Origin of the sequence: Bordetella sp. N (genome assembly GCF_001433395.1) — a bacterium.
In the GTDB taxonomy this organism is placed as follows: domain Bacteria; phylum Pseudomonadota; class Gammaproteobacteria; order Burkholderiales; family Burkholderiaceae_B; genus Bordetella_C.
In genome coordinates this window covers 2,309,254-2,328,989 of the sequence record NZ_CP013111.1, presented here as the reverse complement: position 1 = coordinate 2,328,989, position 19,736 = coordinate 2,309,254, and the positions used below count along the sequence as shown (strand labels likewise).

Here is a 19,736-nt window from a genome sequence, read left to right as displayed (position 1 = left end):
AATAAAGAAGCAAAGAAGCCCAAGCAGCCGCCCAAGCCTACCCCGGTACCTGCGACCAGTTCGCGTCCCTCCACAGGGGGCACGCAATCAAAGACGAAACAAGAGTAAGTCACTCATCTCCCTGGAATGACAGTGCGCCGGTCAGAAACGAGTTATTTGGTGTAGAACGACTGGCGCAACATGCACGCAGCCTGGCGGCGGCGCAGACGGTCACAAACAAGCCTAGACGCGTAACCGCGCTACGCAAACGTCTTGATGGCAATGCGGCAGTTCTCCTGGCGGCTTATCGCGCGAGCGCCCAGGAACTCGAAGATGGCCGCAGCGTCGAGCCCGCCGCGGAGTGGCTGCTCGACAATTACCACGTGGTAGAGGAGCAAATACGGCAAATCCGTGATGATCTGCCCGCCGGCTTCTATCGCCAGCTTCCGAAGCTGTCCAGCGGCCCGTTTGCGGGCTATCCCCGAGTTCTTGGGGTGGCATGGGCTTTCGTCGCGCACACCGACAGCAACTTCGATCCCGAGATTCTGCGGCGTTTCGTTTCGGGGTATCAAGAGGTGCAGGCGCTGACCATAGGCGAACTATGGGCGATCGCCATTACTCTCCGCATCGTTCTCGTCGAGAATCTGCGCCGCCTCGCGGAAGAGATTGAGGCAGGGCGCTCTGCCCGGGATGGGGCGGACGACCTGGCCAATGCCATGTTGCGCTCAGACGATGACGTGGGCGGCGCCCCGAATCTTGATGCTCTGGGCCGATCCGCGGGGCCGTTGTCCGAAACTTTCTTCGCCCAGCTGAGCAAGCGTCTGCGCGATCGGGATCCCCATGATACGCCGGCCCTGGCGTGGTTGCAGACGCGCCTCGCCGCGCAGGGCAGCAACACGGACGCCGTCGTGGAGCAAGCGCAGCAGCTTCAGGGCGCAGCCAACGTCAGCGTGCGCAACGTCATTTCCAGCATGCGTTTGATGTCCGACATTGATTGGGCGGACTGGTTCGAAAGTGTCAGCCTCGCTGATGCATGTCTGAGGAAGTCCAGCGCCTTCGCGGCAATGGATTTCGCGACGCGGGATCTCTATCGCAAGGAGATCGAGCATCTGGCTCGCGGATCGTCCATAAGCGAACTTGAAATCGCGCAAAGAACCCTCGATATGGCCAGCGGGGCGGCGCAAACGGCGCCGGAAATCGAGCGTGAGCGGGTCGGGGATCCTGGCTATTATCTCGTCGGCGGCGGACGGCGCGCACTGGAAAGGCAGATTGCGTATGTGGCGCCTCTGCACCTGCGGCTGGACCGGTGGGCCATGCGCGGCGGGATCCTGGGCTACACCGGCACGATCGTGGCGGTGGCGTTGTTGCTGCTCGCATTTTCCGCCTGGATCGGTTGGCGCGCCGGGGGCGAGTCTGGCCGGATGGCACTGTTCCTGATTCTGGCATTTCTTCCGGCAACCGAACTCGCCACCGCGCTTCTGAATCGCTTGATCACATGGAAGCTGGGCGCCACCGTGCTGCCCGCCATGGATCTGACCGTGGATGTACCGGAGAAATACCGCACGCTGGTCGCGGTGCCCATATTGCTGACAACCGAAGCCGAGTTGCTGGAGCAGATCGAGCAGTTGGAGGTGCTTTACCTTTCCGGCGCGGGCGGAGATCTGGTCTATGCCTTGTTGACCGACGGACCGGACGCCGCGACCGAAACGCTCCCAACAGACCTATCCGTCCTCGCGGCGGGTAGCGCGGCGATCGCCAGGCTCAACCTGGCGCATGGGCCCGCGCCGGCAGGCAACCGTTTTCTGCTGCTGAACCGCCGCCGCTTGTTCAACAAGGCCGAGGGCACCTGGATGGGATGGGAGCGCAAGCGCGGCAAGTTGCACGAACTGAACCGCCTGCTGCGCGGCGCCACGGATACCAGCTATACGGCGATTCCAGGCCTGAAGCAGCAGTTGCCGCAGCGCGTGCGTTATGTCATCACGCTTGATGCCGACACACGCCTCCCCCGGGATGCGGCGCAGAGACTTATCGGCAAGATGGCGCATCCCTTGAACCGGCCCCGTTTCGACGCTACCCGACAGCGCGTGGTCGAGGGGCACGCCATCCTTCAGCCCAGGGTTACGCCGTCGCTGCCGCTGAATCGCGAAGGTTCCGTTTATCAACGCTTGTTTTCAAGTCCGGCCGGCATGGATCCTTACGCGGCGGCCGTGTCCGACGTTTATCAGGATTTGTTCGGCGAGGGCTCGTACGCTGGCAAGGGTATTTACGATATCGATGCCTTCGAAGCAGCGTTGGCCGGCAGGGTGCCCGAGAACACCATGCTCAGCCACGATCTGTTCGAAGGTGTGTTCGCTGGCGCGGCGCTGGTGTCAGACATCGAGGTCGTCGAGGAATTTCCTGCCCGCTATGACGTCGCTGTCCGGCGCACCCATCGTTGGACCCGCGGCGACTGGCAACTGCTGCCCTGGATATTCGGCTGGAGCGGAAGGGGGCGCGCGGTGCCCGCCATCGGGCGAGGGAAAATGGCGGACAACCTGAGGAGATCCTTGCTGGCTCCCTCAAGCTTCCTGGCGCTCGCGGTCGCATGGTTGCTGCCATTGCCCGTGGCGCTGCTGGCGACCCTCTTCATTGTTTTATGCCAGGCAATTCCGGCGTTCTTCTCGTCCTTCAGTTTTGCCGCTGCGCGCCGTAGCGGTGTCGCGCTGAGCCAGCGCACCATGCTGTTCGGCCAGGATTTCGTGCTTGCCGGGGAACAGATCCTGGCGTCGTTCATCCTGCTTGCCGATACTGCCTGGAGAATGACGGACGCGATCGTCCGTTCGCTGTGGCGTTTGGGTGTCAGCCGTCGCCACCTGCTCGAATGGGTGACGGCAGCCCAGTCCGCCAGCATCGCCCGATCCGGCGTGCCGGGCGCGTATCGCATGATGTGGCAAGGCGTGGCGCTTGCGCTTTGCATGGCCGGCGCCGCGCTGTGGGTGCAACCGGCCTCATGGGGACTGGTTGGGCCATTTCTGCTTCTATGGATAGGCGCGCCGACTTATGCGTGGTGGATCAGCCGCGCGCGCGTGATGCAGGCCCAACTGCGCGTGGCCCCTGCCACCGATCTGTCCTTGCGGCAGACGGCGCGCCGCACGTGGCGGTTCTTCGAGACGTTCGTGACGTCGGCCGATCATATGCTGCCTTGCGACAATTACCAGGAAACCCCCAGGCCCGTGCTGGCCCGGCGCACCTCGCCGACCAACATGGGGCTTTATCTGCTGTCGATTGTTGCCGCACGGGATTTTGGCTGGATAGGCAGGCGCAAAGCCGTTGCGCTGCTGGAAGATACCCTGGCCACCATGCGCAAGCTGGAGCGGCACCGGGGTCACTTTCTGAATTGGTACGCAACGGACGATTTGCACGTACTCGCACCCGCCTATGTGTCGTCGGTCGACAGCGGCAATCTTGCGGGCCACTTGATCACGCTGCGCAATGCTTGCGAAGAGTGGGCCGCACCCTCGCCCGGCCTGGACGTGCGCGCCGGCCTTTCCGACACCCTTGCGTTGGCTCAAGATGCTCTTGCCGGGATGACAGTCGTCGGGAACGAGCATCTGCGCCAACTTGCGGAATGCCTCGACGAAATGGATTCGTTGTTGCGCAGCGCCTTGGATTCGACCGCATTGCTGCCCTCTCTCGGCCGCCTTGCGACCAAGGCCGCCAAGCTGGCCAGGGTGCTGGTGCCTGCCGAAGCCGACCGGCCCATGGACGACCTGGCATTCTGGACCGGGGCCCTTGCCACCGCCATTCAGGAACATCGGCAGGACGCCGAAGAAACGTCTGAAGGCGCGGAAATCAGCGCTCGGCTGCTTGCGCTCGCCCGCGATGCGCGTGAGATGGCGGTGGAGATGGACTTCGCCTTCCTGTTGGACCCGGCGCGCAAGCTGCTTTCAATCGGATATTCGGTGGCCGACAACCGCCTGGATGCCAGTTGCTACGATCTGCTTGCGTCGGAAGCGCGGTTGGCCAGCCTGTTCGCCATCGCGAAAGGGGACGTGCCCTCCCGGCATTGGCTGAGGCTGGGCCGGACATCGACTCCGGTGGGACGCGGATCAGCGTTGATCTCGTGGTCGGGATCGATGTTCGAATATCTCATGCCGTCCCTGGTCATGAGCGCACCCATGGGCAGCCTGCTTGAGCAGACGAACCGTATCGTCGTGAAGCGCCAGCAGCGCTACGCCGCCGAACTGAAGTTGCCTTGGGGAATTTCGGAGTCGGCCTACAACGCCCGCGATATCGAATTCACCTATCAATACTTCAATTTCGGCGTCCCCGGGCTGGGGCTGAAACGAGGGCTGTCGGAGAACCTGGTCGTCGCACCATACGCCACTGGCCTGGCGGCCATGGTTGACCCGGAGGGCGCGCGCGCAAACTTCGCCCACCTTGCCAAATTGGGGGGGCGGGGCCGGTTCGGTTTCCATGAGGCCCTGGATTTCACGCCCTCCCGCTTGCGGGAAGATGAAGGCGTCGCTGTCGTGCGCAGTTTTATGGCGCACCATCAGGGCATGACCATCGTGGGTATTGCCAACGCCTTGCACGACGGGCGCATGCGCGCCCGCTTCCATCGCGAACCCATGATCCGGGCTTGTGATTCCTTGCTGCAGGAGCGCGTGCCGCGCGATTCGATCGCCGCCCGCCCGCCGGCTGAAGAAGTCCGGGCGTCGGCCAGCTGGGCTGACCGCTCCGACAACGGTGTGCGTCGCTTCCATCAGCTGCCCGCGGGACCTCCGCAAACGCATCTGCTGTCCAACGGACGCTACACGGTGATGCTGACGACCGCTGGCGGTGGCTACAGCCGATGGCGGGAGCACGCAATAACGCGATGGCAGGCGGATCCGACCCGGGACGACATGGGTTCGTACATATTCCTGCGCGACCTGCGGCGAGGAACCACCTGGTCGGCCGTTCCGGACGAGCGGGACGAGGACGGCGTCCACCACCGCGTCGAGTTTTCCGAGGACCGCGCGGATTTCATGCGCCGCGAGAAATCGCTTACAACGACGATGCAGATTCTGGTGTCGGGCGAGCACGATGGCGAGGTGCGGCGCGTATCGCTGGTGAACAGCGGGCGGCGCCCGCGCGACGTCGAACTGACCTCCTATGCGGAAATCGTGTTGGCGACGCCTGCCGCTGACCGCGCCCATCCAGCATTTTCCAAGATGTTCGTGGTGACGGAGTTTCTGCCGGAATTCGGCGCGTTGCTTGCCACGCGCCGACGCCGGTCGCCGGAGGAGCCGGAGATATGGGCCGCGCATTTCGCGGTGATCGAGGGCGATGCGATCAGCCCTGTGCAATATGAAACGGATCGGGCACGCTTTTGCGACCGCGGCGCGAGCGACTGGCGGCCTCGCCGCCATGCAAGCGTCGAGCCCTTGAGCAATACCGTCGGTACGGTGCTTGACCCGATCTTTTCGCTTAGGTACGGCGTGCGGGTCGCGCCGGGCCAGGCGGCGCGCATTTCGTTTTGGACGCTGGTGGCCGATAGCCGCGGCGCACTGTTGGATCTGGTGGACACGCACCATGATCGAAGCGCATTCGCACGCGCCGAAACCTTGGCGTGGACGCAGGCCCAGGTACAACTTCGTCACCTGGACATGCGCACGGACGAGGCAGCCACCTTCCAACGGCTGGCCGCGCCCTTGCTCTATCCGGATTCGCGCTTTCGGCCGCCGTCCCCATCCATCATCCGCGGGGCGGGTAGCCAGACCGAACTCTGGCGCTACGGCATCTCGGGCGACCTGCCTATTGTGCTGCTCCGGATCGATGACGCGCAGGATACGGCGCTCGTCGGACAACTGCTGCGCGCGCACGAATACTGGCGCATGAAGCGTCTTGCGGTTGACCTGGTCATTCTCAATGAGCGCGGTTCCTCATATGTCCAGGAATTGCAGAATGCCATAGACACGGCGGTGCGCAGCAGCCAGAGCCGGTCCAACGCCGGCGCCGAACTGGCAAAAGGGGCGGTCTTCACGCTGCGGGCCGAGCTCATGACCATGGCGGGCCGAGAACTTATCCAGGCCGTGGCCCGGATCGTGCTGCTTGCCGTTCATGGCTCCGTCGCCGACCAGCTTGCTCGCATCGTCGATGCATCGCCCCGCGCACGGTTGCAATCCGTGCCCCTTCAGCTCCCTGATGCCGGACCTGCCGGTAGCGCGCGGCCTGGCCGGGAGTTCTTCAATGGCATTGGGGGCTTCGAGTGGGATGGCGAGGAATACGTCATTGAACTGCAGGGTGGCAGGATCACGCCCGCGCCCTGGATCAACGTCATTGCCAACCCCCATTTCGGATTTCAGACCTCGGCGGAGGGCAGTGGTTATACATGGTCGATCAACAGCAAGGAAAACCAGTTGACGCCGTGGTCTAACGATCCGGTGATGGACCCCCCGGGTGAGGCTTTTTACCTGCGTGACGAGGCAAGCGGTAAAGTCTGGACGCCCACCGCGTTGCCCATACGCAATCAGGCGCCCTATGTGGCCCGCCATGGGTTCGGCTACAGCATTTTTGAGCACCAGTACGCTGACATCGCCAGCACGCTGATTCAATTCGTACCCGAGCAAGACCCGATCAAGATATCCCGCCTGACGCTTGTCAATCAGTCGGACCACGTGCGCAAGATATCGATCACGGGCTATGTGGAGTGGGTCCTGGGCGTATCACGGCCTGTTTCGGCGCCTTTCGTGATCACCAGCAGGGATGTTGCAACGGGGGCGATTTTCGCGGCCAATCCCTGGAGCGTGGGTTTCGCGCAGCGCACCGCTTTCGTGGATATGCGAGGACGCCAATCTTCGTTCACCACGGACCGCCGGGAGTTTCTCGGGGACAATGGCGACATGGCCGCGCCGGGTGCGCTGCAGGACGGCGCAGCGCTATCCGGGCGCTGCGGCGCGGCGCTGGATCCCTGCGCCGCGCTGCAATACGCGATGGAGATCAATCCAGGCCAGTCCATCGATATCGTGCTGTTTCTCGGACAGTGCGAATCGGCGGACGCGGCGCGCGAGTTGTTGTTGCATTATCGACAGATCGACCTCGATGAGGTCCTGCAGGACCTCATGGCCGGCTGGCGCAGGCGGCTGGGCGCGGTAAAGGTAAAGACGCCGGACCGTGCGCTGGATATTCTCGTGAATGGCTGGTTGTTGTACCAGACCATCTCCTGCCGGCTGTGGGCCCGCTCCGCGTTCTATCAGTCCAGCGGCGCTTACGGATTCCGCGATCAGCTGCAGGACAGCATGGCGGTGACGTTCGCCATGCCGGAGCTTGGCCGGGTCCAATTGCTGCGCGCCGCGTCGCGTCAGTTCGTTGAAGGGGATACGCAGCATTGGTGGCTGCCCGAGTCCGGCCAGGGCGTGCGGACGCGCATTTCGGACGATCGGGTCTGGTTGGCTTACGCCACGGCGCTCTACGTGCAGCATAGCGGTGACAGTGACGTCCTGAATGAGCAGATCCCATTTCTTCAAGGGCCGGCGCTCGAAGCAGGCGTGCACGATGCGTTCTTTCAGCCCGCGCTTTCCGAAGAATCGGCTAATTTGTTCGAGCACTGCGCTCGCGGCCTGGACCAGTGCGTCGCCCTCACGGGTGTTCATGGGTTGCCGTTGATGGGGACGGGGGATTGGAACGATGGCATGAACCGGGTCGGGTGCGAGGGGCGTGGTGAAAGTGTATGGCTGGGGTGGCTTTTTCTACTTACAGTCGATATGTTCGAGCCGCTGGCCCGGCGCCGTGACCCTGCCCGAGCGCAGCGGTGGCGCGATCATGCTGACCGGGTAACGGCCGCCATCGAGGAGCACGCCTGGGACGGCGCGTGGTATCGGCGCGCGACCTTCGACGACGGTACATGGCTCGGCGCATCCAGCAACGTGGAGTGCCGCATAGATTCCATCGCCCAGTCCTGGGCGGTATTGGCCGGCGCGGCTTGCCCGGATCGGGCCCGCGCGGCCATGGCAAGCCTGGACCGGGAACTGGTACGCCGGGAAGATGGCGTGGCCTTGCTGTTTACCCCGCCGTTCGATCACACCCGGCTTGACCCTGGGTACATCAAGGCCTATCCGGCAGGCGTGCGCGAGAACGGTGGTCAATATACCCACGCTGCGCTTTGGGCGGTCCTGGCGTATACGGTGATCGGCGAAGGGGATAGGGCCGCCGAGCTTTTTGCCATATTGAATCCGATCAATCACGCCAGGAGTCCGCAGGACGTGTCGACGTATAAAGTCGAACCCTATGTCGTGGCGGCCGATGTCTATTCGGTGGACCCGCACATGGGCCGTGGCGGTTGGACCTGGTACACCGGCTCAGCCGGATGGATGTACCGGGCTGCCGTAGAAGGCATCCTGGGAGTGACTCGCACCGGCACGGAACTGACGATAAATCCGTGTCTGCCGTCAGCCTGGGAGGGGTTCGAGGCCGTGGTGAACGTCGGCGGGACCATTCTGGATATTCGAGTGGACAATCTATCAGGCAGCGGCCACGGTGTGGTCTCGGTCTGCGTGGATGATGAAATCCAGACAGCGGATGCGGCGCGGGCGGTGGTGCGCCTGGATGGGCGGCGCCATCGCGTGCTGGTCAAACTCTAAGCTGGACGGAGGCCGCTGCCAGAAAAAAACCGCCCTCGCATGAGGGCGGTTTTTGCTGGAGTCCCCGCGCACTAGGCGCGGCGGCGCACCAGGCCGACGACGAACAGCACGATGATGGCGCCGACCACCGAGGCGATCCAGCCGGCCGGCTCGCCGGGCGCGTACCAGCCCAGCGTGCGACCCAGGAAGCCTGCCACAACGGCGCCGATGATGCCGAGTATGGTGGTCAGGATGAATCCCATGGGTTGGTCCCCGGGCATGATCGCGCGTGCGATCAAGCCGACGATGAAACCCACGATGATCATGATGATGATGTCCATGCCGTGCTCCTGTTTGGTACGCGTGTAGGCGAAGAGGGTTGAAACAAGCGCGATCATAAGCACGCGTCGTGCCCGACGGGTGTAATAAATCGAATCCCGCTACAGGGCCTCGTTGCGCCGGCAATCGCCAGGCAAACAGGCCGGACCGCGGGCGCTTATTTCAACAGGGGCTTCAGGCTTTGCACGATTTGCGCGCTGTCGGCGCTGTCAGCCAGCAGCAGGCGCGCGCGCCCGGTGGCATCGAAGACGAAGACCCCGCGGCTGTGCGCCACGTTGTAGACCTCGGGATCGGCCCCGGGCCGCGGCTTGTCGATCTGGTAGGACACGCGGTAGCGCCGCGCGAGGTCGGCGATCTGTTTTTCCGTCCCCGTCAGGCCGATGGCCGAGTGATTGAACGCGTTCACATACGCTTGCAAAGCATCGGGCGTATCGCGGTGCGGATCGACGCTGACGAAGAGAATGCGGACCTTGGCCGCATCCTCGCCCAGCTGGCCGAGCACGTCGGTCAGCTGCGCCATGGTGGTTGGGCAGACGTCCGGACAATTGGCGTAGCCGAAAAAGAGCAGTACGGTGCGTCCCCGTACATCGGCGTCGGTGACGGTCTTGCCCTGGGCGCCTGCCAGCGTAAAGCGCAGGTCGGGCAGGTGCCCGGCCACGTCATAGACGGTCTGGGCCGCGCCCGCGCTGGCCGTCAGGCCGCCAAGCAGCGCGCCTGGCAGCAGGCACGCCGCCGCCAGGACCCACGCGGACCAGCCCCGGCGCGCTGCCATGTCAGGCAGCCGGGGCCGTCGCCATGCCGCTATGGCGCAGCAGGGCATCGATGCGCGGCTCGCGGCCGCGGAAGGCCTTGAAGGACTCGGCCGCCGGGCGCGCGCCGCCTACCGCCAGGATCTCGCGGCGGAAACGGTCGCCCGTGGCGGGGTCCAGGGTACCCAGGCCGGCGCCCTGGCCATTGGCGCGGGCGGCTTCCTCGAATGCCTCGTAGGCGTCGGCCGACAGCACTTCCGCCCACTTGTAGCTGTAGTAGCCGGCGCCGTAGCCGCCCGCGAACAGATGCGAGAAGCTGTGCGGCATGCGATGCCAGGCCGGCGGCGAAAACACCGCGATCTCGTCGCGCACCGTCTGCAGCAGGGCCAGCACGTCGGCGATGGGCACGCCCTGGGCCTTGTCGTGCAGCAACATGTCGAACAGCGCGAATTCGATCTGGCGCACTGTCTGCATGCCGCTCTGGTAATTGCGCGCGGCCAGCAGTTTGTCGTACAGCGCGCGCGGCAGCGGTTCACCCGTGTCCACGTGCGCCGACAATTGCTGCACCACCGCCCATTCCCAGCAGAAATTTTCCATGAACTGCGAGGGCAGTTCGATGGCGTCCCATTCCACGCTGGCGAAGGCCGACGCGCCGGGCTCGTCCACTTCCGACAGCAGCGCGTGCAGGGCGTGGCCGGTTTCGTGGAAGAGGGTGATGACGTCGTCGTGCGTCAGCAGCGCGGCCTTGCCGCCGTTGGGGCGGGAGAAATTGCAGGTCAGGTACACGACCGGCGTCTGCAGGGTGGCAGCCGTCAGGCGGCGGTTGCGCTCGCTGTCGACCCAGGCGCCGCCTTGCTTGCCGGCACGCGCGTAGAGGTCCAGGTAAAGATGGCCGATGAGCGTGCCGTCGGGCCGCTCCACGCGCACGCCCCGGGCGTCCGCATGCCATGCCGATACCGGGGTCTCGCGCAGGCGCACGTTGAACAGGGTCTGGATGACGTCGAACAGGCCGGACAGCACGCGCGGCTCGGTGAAGTACTGCTTGATTTCATCTTCCGAGTAGGCGTAGCGCGTTTCGCGCAGCCGCTCGGAGGCATAAGGCAGGTCCCAGGGCTGGACGTCCGCCAGGCCCAGCTCGGTGGCGGCGAATTCGCGCAACTGGGCCAGGTCCTGTTGGGCGTAGGGACGGGCGCGGCCGGCCAGGTCGCGCAGGAATTCGGCGACCTGGGTGGCGCTGCGGGCCATGCGGGTCTGCAGGCGTAGTTCGGCGAAGTTGCCGTAGCCCAGCAGGCGCGCTTCTTCGGCGCGCAGGCCCAGCAGTTCTTCGATCAGCGGCGAGTTGTCGTAGCGGACATCGCCCTGTTCGGAGGCCACCGTGCCGTAGGCGCGGTACAGGGTCTCGCGCAGGCCGCGGTCACGGGCGTATTGCATGACGGGCAGGTAGCAGGGCATTTTCAGCGACAGCTTCCAGCCGGTCTTGCCATCGGCTTGGGCCGATTCGCGCGCGGCGTCCAGGACGTCCGCGGGAATGCCGGCCAGACGGCTCTCGTCTTCGATCACGAGGCCCCAGGCGTCGATGGCGTCGAGGACGTTCTCGGAGAATTTCTGCGAAACCTGGGCTTCGCGGTCGGAAATTTCGGCGTAGCGCTCGCGGGCTTCGCCTTGCAGTTCGACGCCGCCCAGGCGGAAGTCGCGCAGGGCCAGGTCGATGATGCGGCGGCGCACGGGGGTCCAGCTGTCGAAGGCCGGGGCGGCGCGCAGGCGCTGGTACTGTTTGTAGAGGCCTTCGTGCAGGCCGACCCAGGTGGAATATTCCGTGACCTTGGGCAGGGCGGCGTTATAGGCCTCGCGCAGTTCGGGCGTGTTCACCACGGCGTTCAGGTGGCCGGCCACCGACCAGGCGCGCCACAGGCGCTCGGACGTGGCTTCCAGCGGTTCGACCACGGCTTCCCAGGTCGCCGGCAGGGCGGGGTCGGCGGCTTTTTCGACGGCGGCGCGCGCCACCACCAGCAGTTCTTCCACCGCCGGCACCACATGCGCCGGTTGAATGGCCGCGTAGTCGACCAGGTCTTGCACGGGGGCGAGGAGGGGATTGCTGCTCATGACGGATTCCAGGAAGACAAACGTGCACTAGAGATGGGGACGATCCCAGTTCCTGCAAGACCAGGCGCGGCTTCAAAGAAGCCGCGCCTGGTCTTATCCCTTGCGCTCTGCGGCTTCTACCGTGTTGACGAGCAGCATCGCGATCGTCATCGGCCCGACCCCGCCCGGGACGGGCGTGATGGCGCCGGCCACTTCCTTGGCGGAAGCGAACTCGACATCCCCGCACAGCTTGCCATCCGCGCCGCGGTTGATGCCCACGTCGATGACCACCGCGCCAGGCTTGATCATGTCGCCCTTGACGATGCCCGCCTTGCCCGTGGCTACCACCAGCACATCCGCCCGGCGCGTCTGGGCGCCCAGGTCGCGCGTCTTCGAATTGCACAGGGTCACGGTGGCGCCCGCGGCCAGCAGCAGCATGGCCATCGGCTTGCCGACGATATTGCTGGCGCCCACGATCACGGCCTCGGCGCCACGCAGCGGCACGTTTTCCGCTTCCAGCATCTTCATCACGCCGTAGGGCGTGCAAGGACGGAACAGCGGCTGGCCGGTCATCAGCAGGCCGGCGTTGCTGATGTGGAAGCCGTCCACATCTTTTTCCGCGGCGATCGCTTCGATCACCTTGTGGCTGTCCATGTGCGGCGGCAGCGGCAGCTGCACCAGGATGCCGTGGATGGTGGGGTCACCATTGAGGATTTCGATGCGTTGAAGCAGCTCCGCTTCGCTCATGTCGGCGGGATACTGCTCCTTGACGGAATGCAGGCCGGCTTTTTCGCAGGCTGCCACCTTGTTGCGCACATAGACCTGCGAGGCGGGGTCTTCCCCCACCAGCACCACGGCCAGGCCGGGGCGGACCCCGTTCTGAACCAGCTTAGCCACGCGTTGCGCGACTTCCTCGCGGATCTTCTGCGACAGCGCGGCGCCGTCGATGATACGTGCCGTCATGCGTGTGCCTCGGGTTTTGCCAGGGCCACCTTCATCAGGTCGGCCACGGTCGTGACTTCCAGTTTTTCCATGATGTTCGCGCGATGCGCTTCTACCGTTTTGATGCTGATACCAAGATCGTCGGCGATCTGCTTGTTCAAGCGGCCGGCGACGATGCGTTCCAGAACCTGCTGCTCGCGTGCCGTCAGGCGCGCCAGCATGGCTTCGTGGTCCCGCTGGGCCTGGAACTTGGACACGCGCTGCGTGGCCTGCTCCAGCATGCGCGCGACGATTTCACGCAGGTCCGATTCATTGAAGGGCTTCTCGAGGAAATCGATGGCGCCTTTCTTCATCGTGGTCACCGCCATGGGCACGTCGCCGTGGCCGGTGATGAAGACGATGGGCAGCGGCGCGTTGCGGGCGATCAACTGCTCCTGTAATTCCAGGCCGCTCATGCCGGGCATGCGCACGTCGGCGATCAGGACGCCCACCAGATTCGGGTCGTAATCTTCCAGGAAGTTCTCGGCGCTGGGGTAAGCGCGCACGCGGTAGCCATTGGCCTCAAGCAACCAGCGCAGCGAATCGCGGACGGCTTCGTCGTCATCGACTATGTATACCGTGCTCGACGGAATTGGGGTGTTCATGCGTGGAGCTCCTCGGACTGGTCAGACTGCGACTGCGTTTGGGGCGCGGCGCAGGGAAGGGTGAAGCGGAAGATGGTACCGCCCGCCGGGTTGGGATCCGCCCAAAGGCGGCCATGGTGGGATTCGATAATGGTACGGCAGATATTCAGGCCCATGCCCAGGCCTTGGGTCTTGGTACTGAAAAAAGGCTCGAACAGGCGTTCCGGGTCGGCCAGGCCGGTGCCGCGGTCGACCACGGCGACCTCCAACTGCTGTTCGTGCGGGATGACGGCGACCTTCAGCTCGTCGGATTCGCTGTTTTCCATGGCCTCCAGCCCGTTCTTCAGCAGGTTCAACAGCACCTGCTCGATCAGGATGGGGTCGGCCAGCACTTCGGGCGCGTTGGACGGCACGAAGCTCTCGATCCGGATGCGGCGCTTGCGGGCGTCGATTTCGGCGAAGCCGATGGCGTTTTCCACGATGCCGCCGATGGCCACGCGCTGGCGGCGCGGTTCGCTGCGCTTCACGAATTCTCGGATGCGGCTGATGATCTTGCCGGCTCGTTCGGCCTGCGCCGCCGCCTTTTCCAGGGCCGGCAGCAGCATGCGGGGGTTGGTATGGCCGGCCTTGACCAGCGCCACGGCGCCCATGCTGTAGTTGGCGATGGCCGTCAGCGGCTGGTTCAGCTCGTGGGCCAGGGACGAGGCCATTTCGCCCATGGTGGTCAGGCGGCTGGTCAGCTGGATCTTCTCCTGCTGCACGCGCGACGCTTCCTCGTGGTTGCGGCGCTCGGTGATGTCGCGGGCCACCTGCAGGCGCACCCGGCGGCCGTCGGTCCAGGCCAGCATGCGGTGATGCACTTCGAACCAGCGCTGCACGGACGGCGAAAAGACTTCGACCGACTCGTCGGTGAAACGGCCGCGGCGGCCGGCCAGCAGTTCGTCATGGCCACCCGTCTGGGCGCCGAACACGCGCCGGTAGGTGCGGTTGGCGAACAGCAGCTCCAGGCCGTCGTGGGTGTCGGCGGTGACCGAGATCGCGTCGTCCAGGCCTTCCAGCACCGTCATAAAGCGCTCGTGCGCCGCGGTCAGGGCCTCGCGGATGCGCTTGGGTTCGGTGATGTCGGTCATGGAGGTCATCCAGCCGATCTGGTTGCCGTTGGGGTCCAGCAGGGGCGACACATACATGCGCGCGGTGAAGCGCGAACCGTCGCGGCGCTGCGCCTCGACTTCCAGGCCGCTGCTGGGCGTCTTGCCCGACGTCAGGATGTCCAGGGTGTGCTGGTGCTGATCGTGGCGGCCCGGCACCCAATAGGGGAAGGGGGGGCTGCGTCCGATCAGATCCGCTTCGTTCCAACCTATCATCCGACAGAAGGCGGGATTGACGTAGGAGATGCGGCCGTCCATGTCCAGCACCCGCATGCCGGTGGACATGGAGTTCTCCATGGCGCGGCGGAAACCGGTCTCGGCGATCAGCGCGGCTTCGGCATGCGAGCGGAAGCGCGTATAGCGCCACAGCATCAGCAGGCTGATCACGATCACGCAGGACAGGGCCAGCACCACCCACAGCAGGCGCTGCTGGCGCATCTCCTGGTCGATGGTGACGAACATGACGCTGTCGTCGTGGATGCGCTGGAGCCAGAAAAAGACTCCCATCACACATATATAGAGAATCAGCACCAGAACGGGCGTCAGCCAATAAAGGCCGCGCCGGCGCAGTCGGGCGTGATCGTGGAACGGAGTGGGGATGTTCGACTTAGGGGCGCTGGCCATGGCTGTACCGGGAAGACTGCCGGCATTTTAGCTGTACATTTCGCATCACGATAATTTTGCATTTCATATTGCGAAATGCCGTACCGCAACATGAAATTTTGCTTGCGGGCGACTATTCTTATTCCTAGAATGCCGCTCAAACGACATGGTCTGGCCATCTTTTCCTGGCATAAAGCAGGAGGAGAGGGCTTTGCAGGCCGGTTACTCTTGCCCGCTCCGCTATCGCAGCGCGTGGCCACAACCTTTCAGGAGACACACGATGTCCTCTAACGCCCAGGCTGGCGCCCCCTCGGCCGCCAACGACGAAGACACCCTTGAAACTCAGGAGTGGCTGGAAGCCCTGGCGGCGGTGCTGGAACGCGAAGGTCCGCAACGCGCCCACTATCTGCTGGAGCGCCTGATCGACGAGGCCCGCCGCTCCGGCGCGCACATCCCGTACTCGCCCAACACCGCGTACGTGAACACGATTCCTCCTGGCCTGGAACCGGCTCACCCCGGCAACCTGGAACTGGAAGCGCGCATCCGTTCGTACGTGCGTTGGAACGCCATGGCGATGGTGGTCCGCGCCAACAAGCATAACCCGCCCGATGGCGGCGACCTGGGCGGCCACATCGCGTCCTTCGCCTCGCTGGCGACCATGATCGGTACCGGCCAGAACCACTTCTGGCACGCTGAAAACGAAGACCGCGGCGGCGACCTGGTGTACTTCCAGGGTCACTCCTCGCCCGGCGTCTACGGCCGCGCCTTCCTGGAAGGCCGCCTGACCGAAGAGCAACTGAACAATTTCCGCCAGGAAGTGGACGGCAAGGGCCTGTCCTCCTACCCGCATCCCAAGCTGATGCCGGAATTCTGGCAGTTCCCCACCGTGTCGATGGGCCTGGGCCCGCTGACCGCCATCTATCAGGCGCGCTTCCTCAAGTACCTGCACGCCCGCGGCATCGCCGATACGTCCAGCCGCAAGGTCTGGGTCTTCTGCGGCGACGGCGAAATGGACGAGCCGGAATCGCTGGGCGCCATCGCCCTGGCCGCGCGCGAGAAGCTGGACAACCTGATCTTCGTCATCAACTGCAACCTGCAGCGCCTCGACGGCCCGGTGCGCGGTAACGGCAAGATCATCCAGGAACTGGAAGGCGACTTCCGCGGTAGCGGCTGGAACGTCATCAAGCTGATCTGGGGCGGCTACTGGGATCCGCTGCTGGCGCACGACAAGGAAGGCATCCTGCGCCGCGTGATGGAAGAAACCGTCGACGGCGAATACCAGGCCTACAAGGCCAACGACGGCAAGTTCGTGCGCGAAAACTTCTTCGGCAAGCATCCGCAATTGCTGGCCATGGTCGCGCGCATGAGCGACGAGGACATCTGGCGCCTGAACCGTGGCGGCCACGATCCCCACAAGGTGTACGCGGCCTTCTCGGCGGCCACCTCGCACAAGGGCCAACCGACCGTCATCCTGGCCAAGACCATCAAGGGCTACGGCATGGGTCACGTGGGCCAGGCCAAGAACCCCACCCACCAGCAGAAGAAGCTGGAACTGGAATCGATCCGCGAATTCCGCGATCGCTTCGGCATCCCCATCCCCGACGACCAGCTGGCGGACCTGCCGTACTACAAGCCGGCCGAGGATTCGCCGGAAATGAAGTATCTGCATGAACGCCGCAAGGCGCTGGGCGGCTACCTGCCGGCCCGCCGCGTCAAGGCTGAAGAGCAGCTCAAGGCGCCGACGCTGGATGCGTTCAAGGCCGTGATGGAACCGACCCCCGAAGGTCGTGAAATCTCGACCACGCAGGCCTTCGTCCGCACCCTGAACCAGATCCTGCGTGACAAGCAACTGGGCCCGCGCGTCGTGCCCATCCTGGCCGACGAGTCGCGTACCTTCGGTATGGAAGGCTTGTTCCGCCAGATCGGCATCTATGCCCCGGAAGGCCAGAAGTACGTCCCGGTCGACAAGGACCAGGTCATGTACTACAAGGAAGCCGCCGACGGCCAGCTGCTGCAGGAAGGCATCAACGAAGCGGGCGCCATGAGCTCCTGGATCGCCGCGGCCACGTCGTACTCGACGAACAACCGCATCATGATCCCGTTCTTCGTGTACTACTCGATGTTCGGCTTCCAGCGTATCGGCGACCTGGCCTGGGCCGCCGGCGACATGCAGGCGCGTGGCTTCCTGATCGGCGGCACCGCCGGCCGTACCACGCTGAACGGCGAAGGCCTGCAGCACGAGGACGGTCACAGCCACCTCATGGCCGCGACCATTCCGAACTGCGTGCCTTACGACCCGACCTACGCGCACGAACTCGCGGTCATCATCCAGGACGGCCTGCGCCGCATGGTTGAGAACCAGGAAAACGTGTACTACTACCTGACCGTGATGAACGAGAACTACCCGCAGCCTGGCCTGACCGCCGGCGACGAGGAAGGCATCGTGCGCGGCATGTACAAGCTGAAGAGCGTGGGCAAGGGCAAGCAACGCGTGCAACTGATGGGCTCCGGCACCATCCTGCGCGAAGTGCAGGCCGCCCAGGAACTGCTGGACAAGGATTGGGGCATCGGCTCGGACCTGTGGAGCGTTACCAGCTTTACGCTGCTGCGCCGCGACGGCCTGGACGCCGAGCGCCACAACCTGCTGAATCCGGAAGACAAGAAGCCGCAGGTGCCGTTCGTCACCCAACAGCTGGAAAAGACCACGGGCCCCATCATCGCGTCGACCGACTACATGAAGCTGTTCGCCGACCAGATCCGCCCGTTCATGCCCAAGGGCCGCGACTATCGCGTGCTGGGCACCGACGGCTTCGGCCGCTCGGACTTCCGCTCCAAGCTGCGCGAGCACTTTGAAGTGGATCGCCACTTCGTTGTACTGTCGGCATTGAAGGCGCTGGCCGACGAAGGCACGATACCGGCCGCCAAGGTCGCCGAGGCCATCAAGAAGTACGGCATCGATCCCAACAAAGCTAACCCCCAATACGCCTGAGGGTAAGACATATGAGCAATACGGTTGAAATCAAAGTTCCCGATATCGGCGACTTCAAGGAAGTGGAAGTCATCGAAGTATTGGTGGCTCCGGGCGACACGATCAAGGCCGAACAGAGCCTGATCACGGTCGAATCCGACAAGGCGTCGATGGAGATCCCGGCGTCGCAGGGCGGCGTGGTGAAGTCGATCAAGGTCAAGGTCGGCGACAAGGTGGCCATGGGCACCGTGGTGCTGGAACTGGAAGCCGGCGACGCTGCCGCCAGCCAGCCCCAGGCTGCTGCCCCGGCCGAAGCGCCCAAGGCCCAGGCGGCCGCCGCACCGGCTGCCAAGGCCGAAGCGTCGGCTCCGGCCCCTGCTGCCGCTGCCCCGCAAGGCGGCGGCGAAGCCGAGATCACCGTGCCCGATATCGGCGACTTCAAGGAAGTGGAAGTCATCGAAGTGCTGGTCGCCGTGGGCGATACGATCAAGGCCGAGCAAAGCCTGATCACCGTCGAATCCGACAAGGCCTCGATGGAGATTCCGGCGTCGCAAGGCGGCGTGGTCAAGTCGATCAAGGTCAAGGTTGGCGACAAGGTGAACAAGGGCAGCCTGCTGCTGGTGGTCGAGGGCGGCGGTGCCGCTCCCGCCGCTGCCGCGCCCAAGGCCGACGCAGCGCCTGCCGCCAAGGCGGAGGCGGCTCCCGCCCCGAAGGCGGAGGCCGCGCCGGTCCAGCCCGCGCAAGCTTCGCGTCCGGCCGCCGCGCTGGAAGCGTCCGCGCTCAAGCCCGGCCAGTTGCCCCATGCGTCGCCGTCGGTGCGCAAGTTCGCCCGCGAACTGGGCGTGGACCTGGTCCGCGTCAAGGGTTCGGGCCCGAAGGACCGCATCACGCAAGACGACGTGCGCAACTTCGTCAAGCAGGCCCTGGCGGGTGGCGCCAGCGCCGCGTCGGCGGCTCCGGCCGCGGCCGGTGGCGGCTTGTCCGTGCTGGCATGGCCGCAGGTCGACTTCGCCAAGTTCGGCCCGGTCGAAGCCAAGCCGCTGTCGCGCATCAAGAAGATTTCCGGCGCCAACCTGCACCGCAACTGGGTCATGATCCCGCACGTCACGAACAATGACGAAGCGGACATCACCGATCTGGAAGCGCTGCGCGTCACCTTGAACAAGGAAAACGAGAAGGCCGGCATCAAGGTCACCATGCTCGCCTTCCTGATCAAGGCCGTGGTCGCGGCCCTGAAGAAATTCCCCGAGTTCAACGCGTCGCTCGACGGCGACAACCTGGTCCTGAAGCAGTACTACCACGTCGGCTTCGCCGCCGACACGCCCAATGGGCTGGTGGTGCCGGTGATCCGCGATGCCGACAAGAAGGGCATTTTCGAGATCGCCAAGGAAACCTCCGACATGGCCAAGAAGGCCCGTGACGGCAAGCTGTCGCCGGCGGAAATGCAGGGCGGCTGCTTCTCGATCTCGTCGTTGGGCGGTATCGGCGGCACGCACTTCACGCCTATCATCAACGCGCCGGAAGTGGCCATCCTGGGCGTGTCGCGCTCGGATCGCAAGCCGGTGTGGAATGGCAATGAGTTCGTGCCCCGCCTGATCCTGCCGCTGTCGCTGTCTTATGACCACCGTGTCATCGATGGCGCCTCCGCGGCCCGCTTCAATGCCTATCTGGGCGCGTTGCTGGCCGACTTCCGTCGCATCGCGCTGTAACCGGGGAGCCCT

9 protein-coding genes are annotated in these 19,736 nt (G+C 64.5%); 3 read left to right on the top strand and 6 right to left on the bottom strand.

Annotated elements, in window-relative coordinates; genetic code table 11:
* Positions 1-86 precede the first annotated feature (86 nt).
* A complete protein-coding gene (locus tag ASB57_RS09985; RefSeq protein ID WP_057652098.1) occupies positions 87-8,582 on the top strand; it encodes a GH36-type glycosyl hydrolase domain-containing protein in 8,496 nt (2,831 codons plus the stop codon).
* Between the two features lie 71 nt (positions 8,583-8,653).
* Here the strand turns inward: ASB57_RS09985 and ASB57_RS09980 are convergent, their stop codons facing one another.
* The 6 genes from ASB57_RS09980 to ASB57_RS09955 form a co-directional block, all read right to left on the bottom strand.
* Positions 8,654-8,902, bottom strand: coding sequence for a GlsB/YeaQ/YmgE family stress response membrane protein (locus tag ASB57_RS09980; RefSeq protein ID WP_057656049.1), 249 nt, complete (start codon positions 8,900-8,902; stop codon positions 8,654-8,656).
* 155 nt (positions 8,903-9,057) lie between these two features.
* The gene (locus ASB57_RS09975) at positions 9,058-9,672 is read right to left on the bottom strand and encodes an SCO family protein (protein ID WP_082621499.1); all 615 of its coding nucleotides are present in this window, start codon (positions 9,670-9,672) and stop codon (positions 9,058-9,060) included.
* A 1-nt stretch (position 9,673) separates the two neighbouring features.
* On the bottom strand, positions 9,674-11,752 hold the full coding sequence (locus ASB57_RS09970) for a M3 family metallopeptidase (RefSeq protein WP_057652097.1): 2,079 nt from the start codon (positions 11,750-11,752) through the stop codon (positions 9,674-9,676).
* Positions 11,753-11,845: 93 nt separating this feature from the next.
* On the bottom strand, positions 11,846-12,694 hold the full coding sequence (gene folD / locus ASB57_RS09965; protein ID WP_057652096.1) for a bifunctional methylenetetrahydrofolate dehydrogenase/methenyltetrahydrofolate cyclohydrolase FolD: 849 nt from the start codon (positions 12,692-12,694) through the stop codon (positions 11,846-11,848).
* On the bottom strand, positions 12,691-13,317 hold the full coding sequence (locus ASB57_RS09960) for a response regulator transcription factor (RefSeq protein ID WP_057652095.1): 627 nt from the start codon (positions 13,315-13,317) through the stop codon (positions 12,691-12,693). The genes folD and ASB57_RS09960 overlap by 4 nt, the downstream gene beginning before the upstream one ends.
* Positions 13,314-15,068: a PAS domain S-box protein gene (locus tag ASB57_RS09955; RefSeq protein ID WP_057652094.1), complete on the bottom strand. Its 1,755-nt coding sequence runs from the start codon at positions 15,066-15,068 to the stop codon at positions 13,314-13,316. The genes ASB57_RS09960 and ASB57_RS09955 overlap by 4 nt, the downstream gene beginning before the upstream one ends.
* A 259-nt stretch (positions 15,069-15,327) precedes the next feature.
* Between ASB57_RS09955 and aceE the strand changes: the two genes are divergently transcribed.
* The gene (gene aceE / locus ASB57_RS09950; RefSeq protein ID WP_057652093.1) at positions 15,328-18,036 is read left to right on the top strand and encodes a pyruvate dehydrogenase (acetyl-transferring), homodimeric type; all 2,709 of its coding nucleotides are present in this window, start codon (positions 15,328-15,330) and stop codon (positions 18,034-18,036) included.
* A gap of 11 nt (positions 18,037-18,047) precedes the next feature.
* Positions 18,048-19,724, top strand: a complete 1,677-nt coding sequence (gene aceF, locus ASB57_RS09945; protein WP_057652092.1) for a dihydrolipoyllysine-residue acetyltransferase — start codon at positions 18,048-18,050, stop codon at positions 19,722-19,724.
* Positions 19,725-19,736 lie beyond the last annotated feature (12 nt).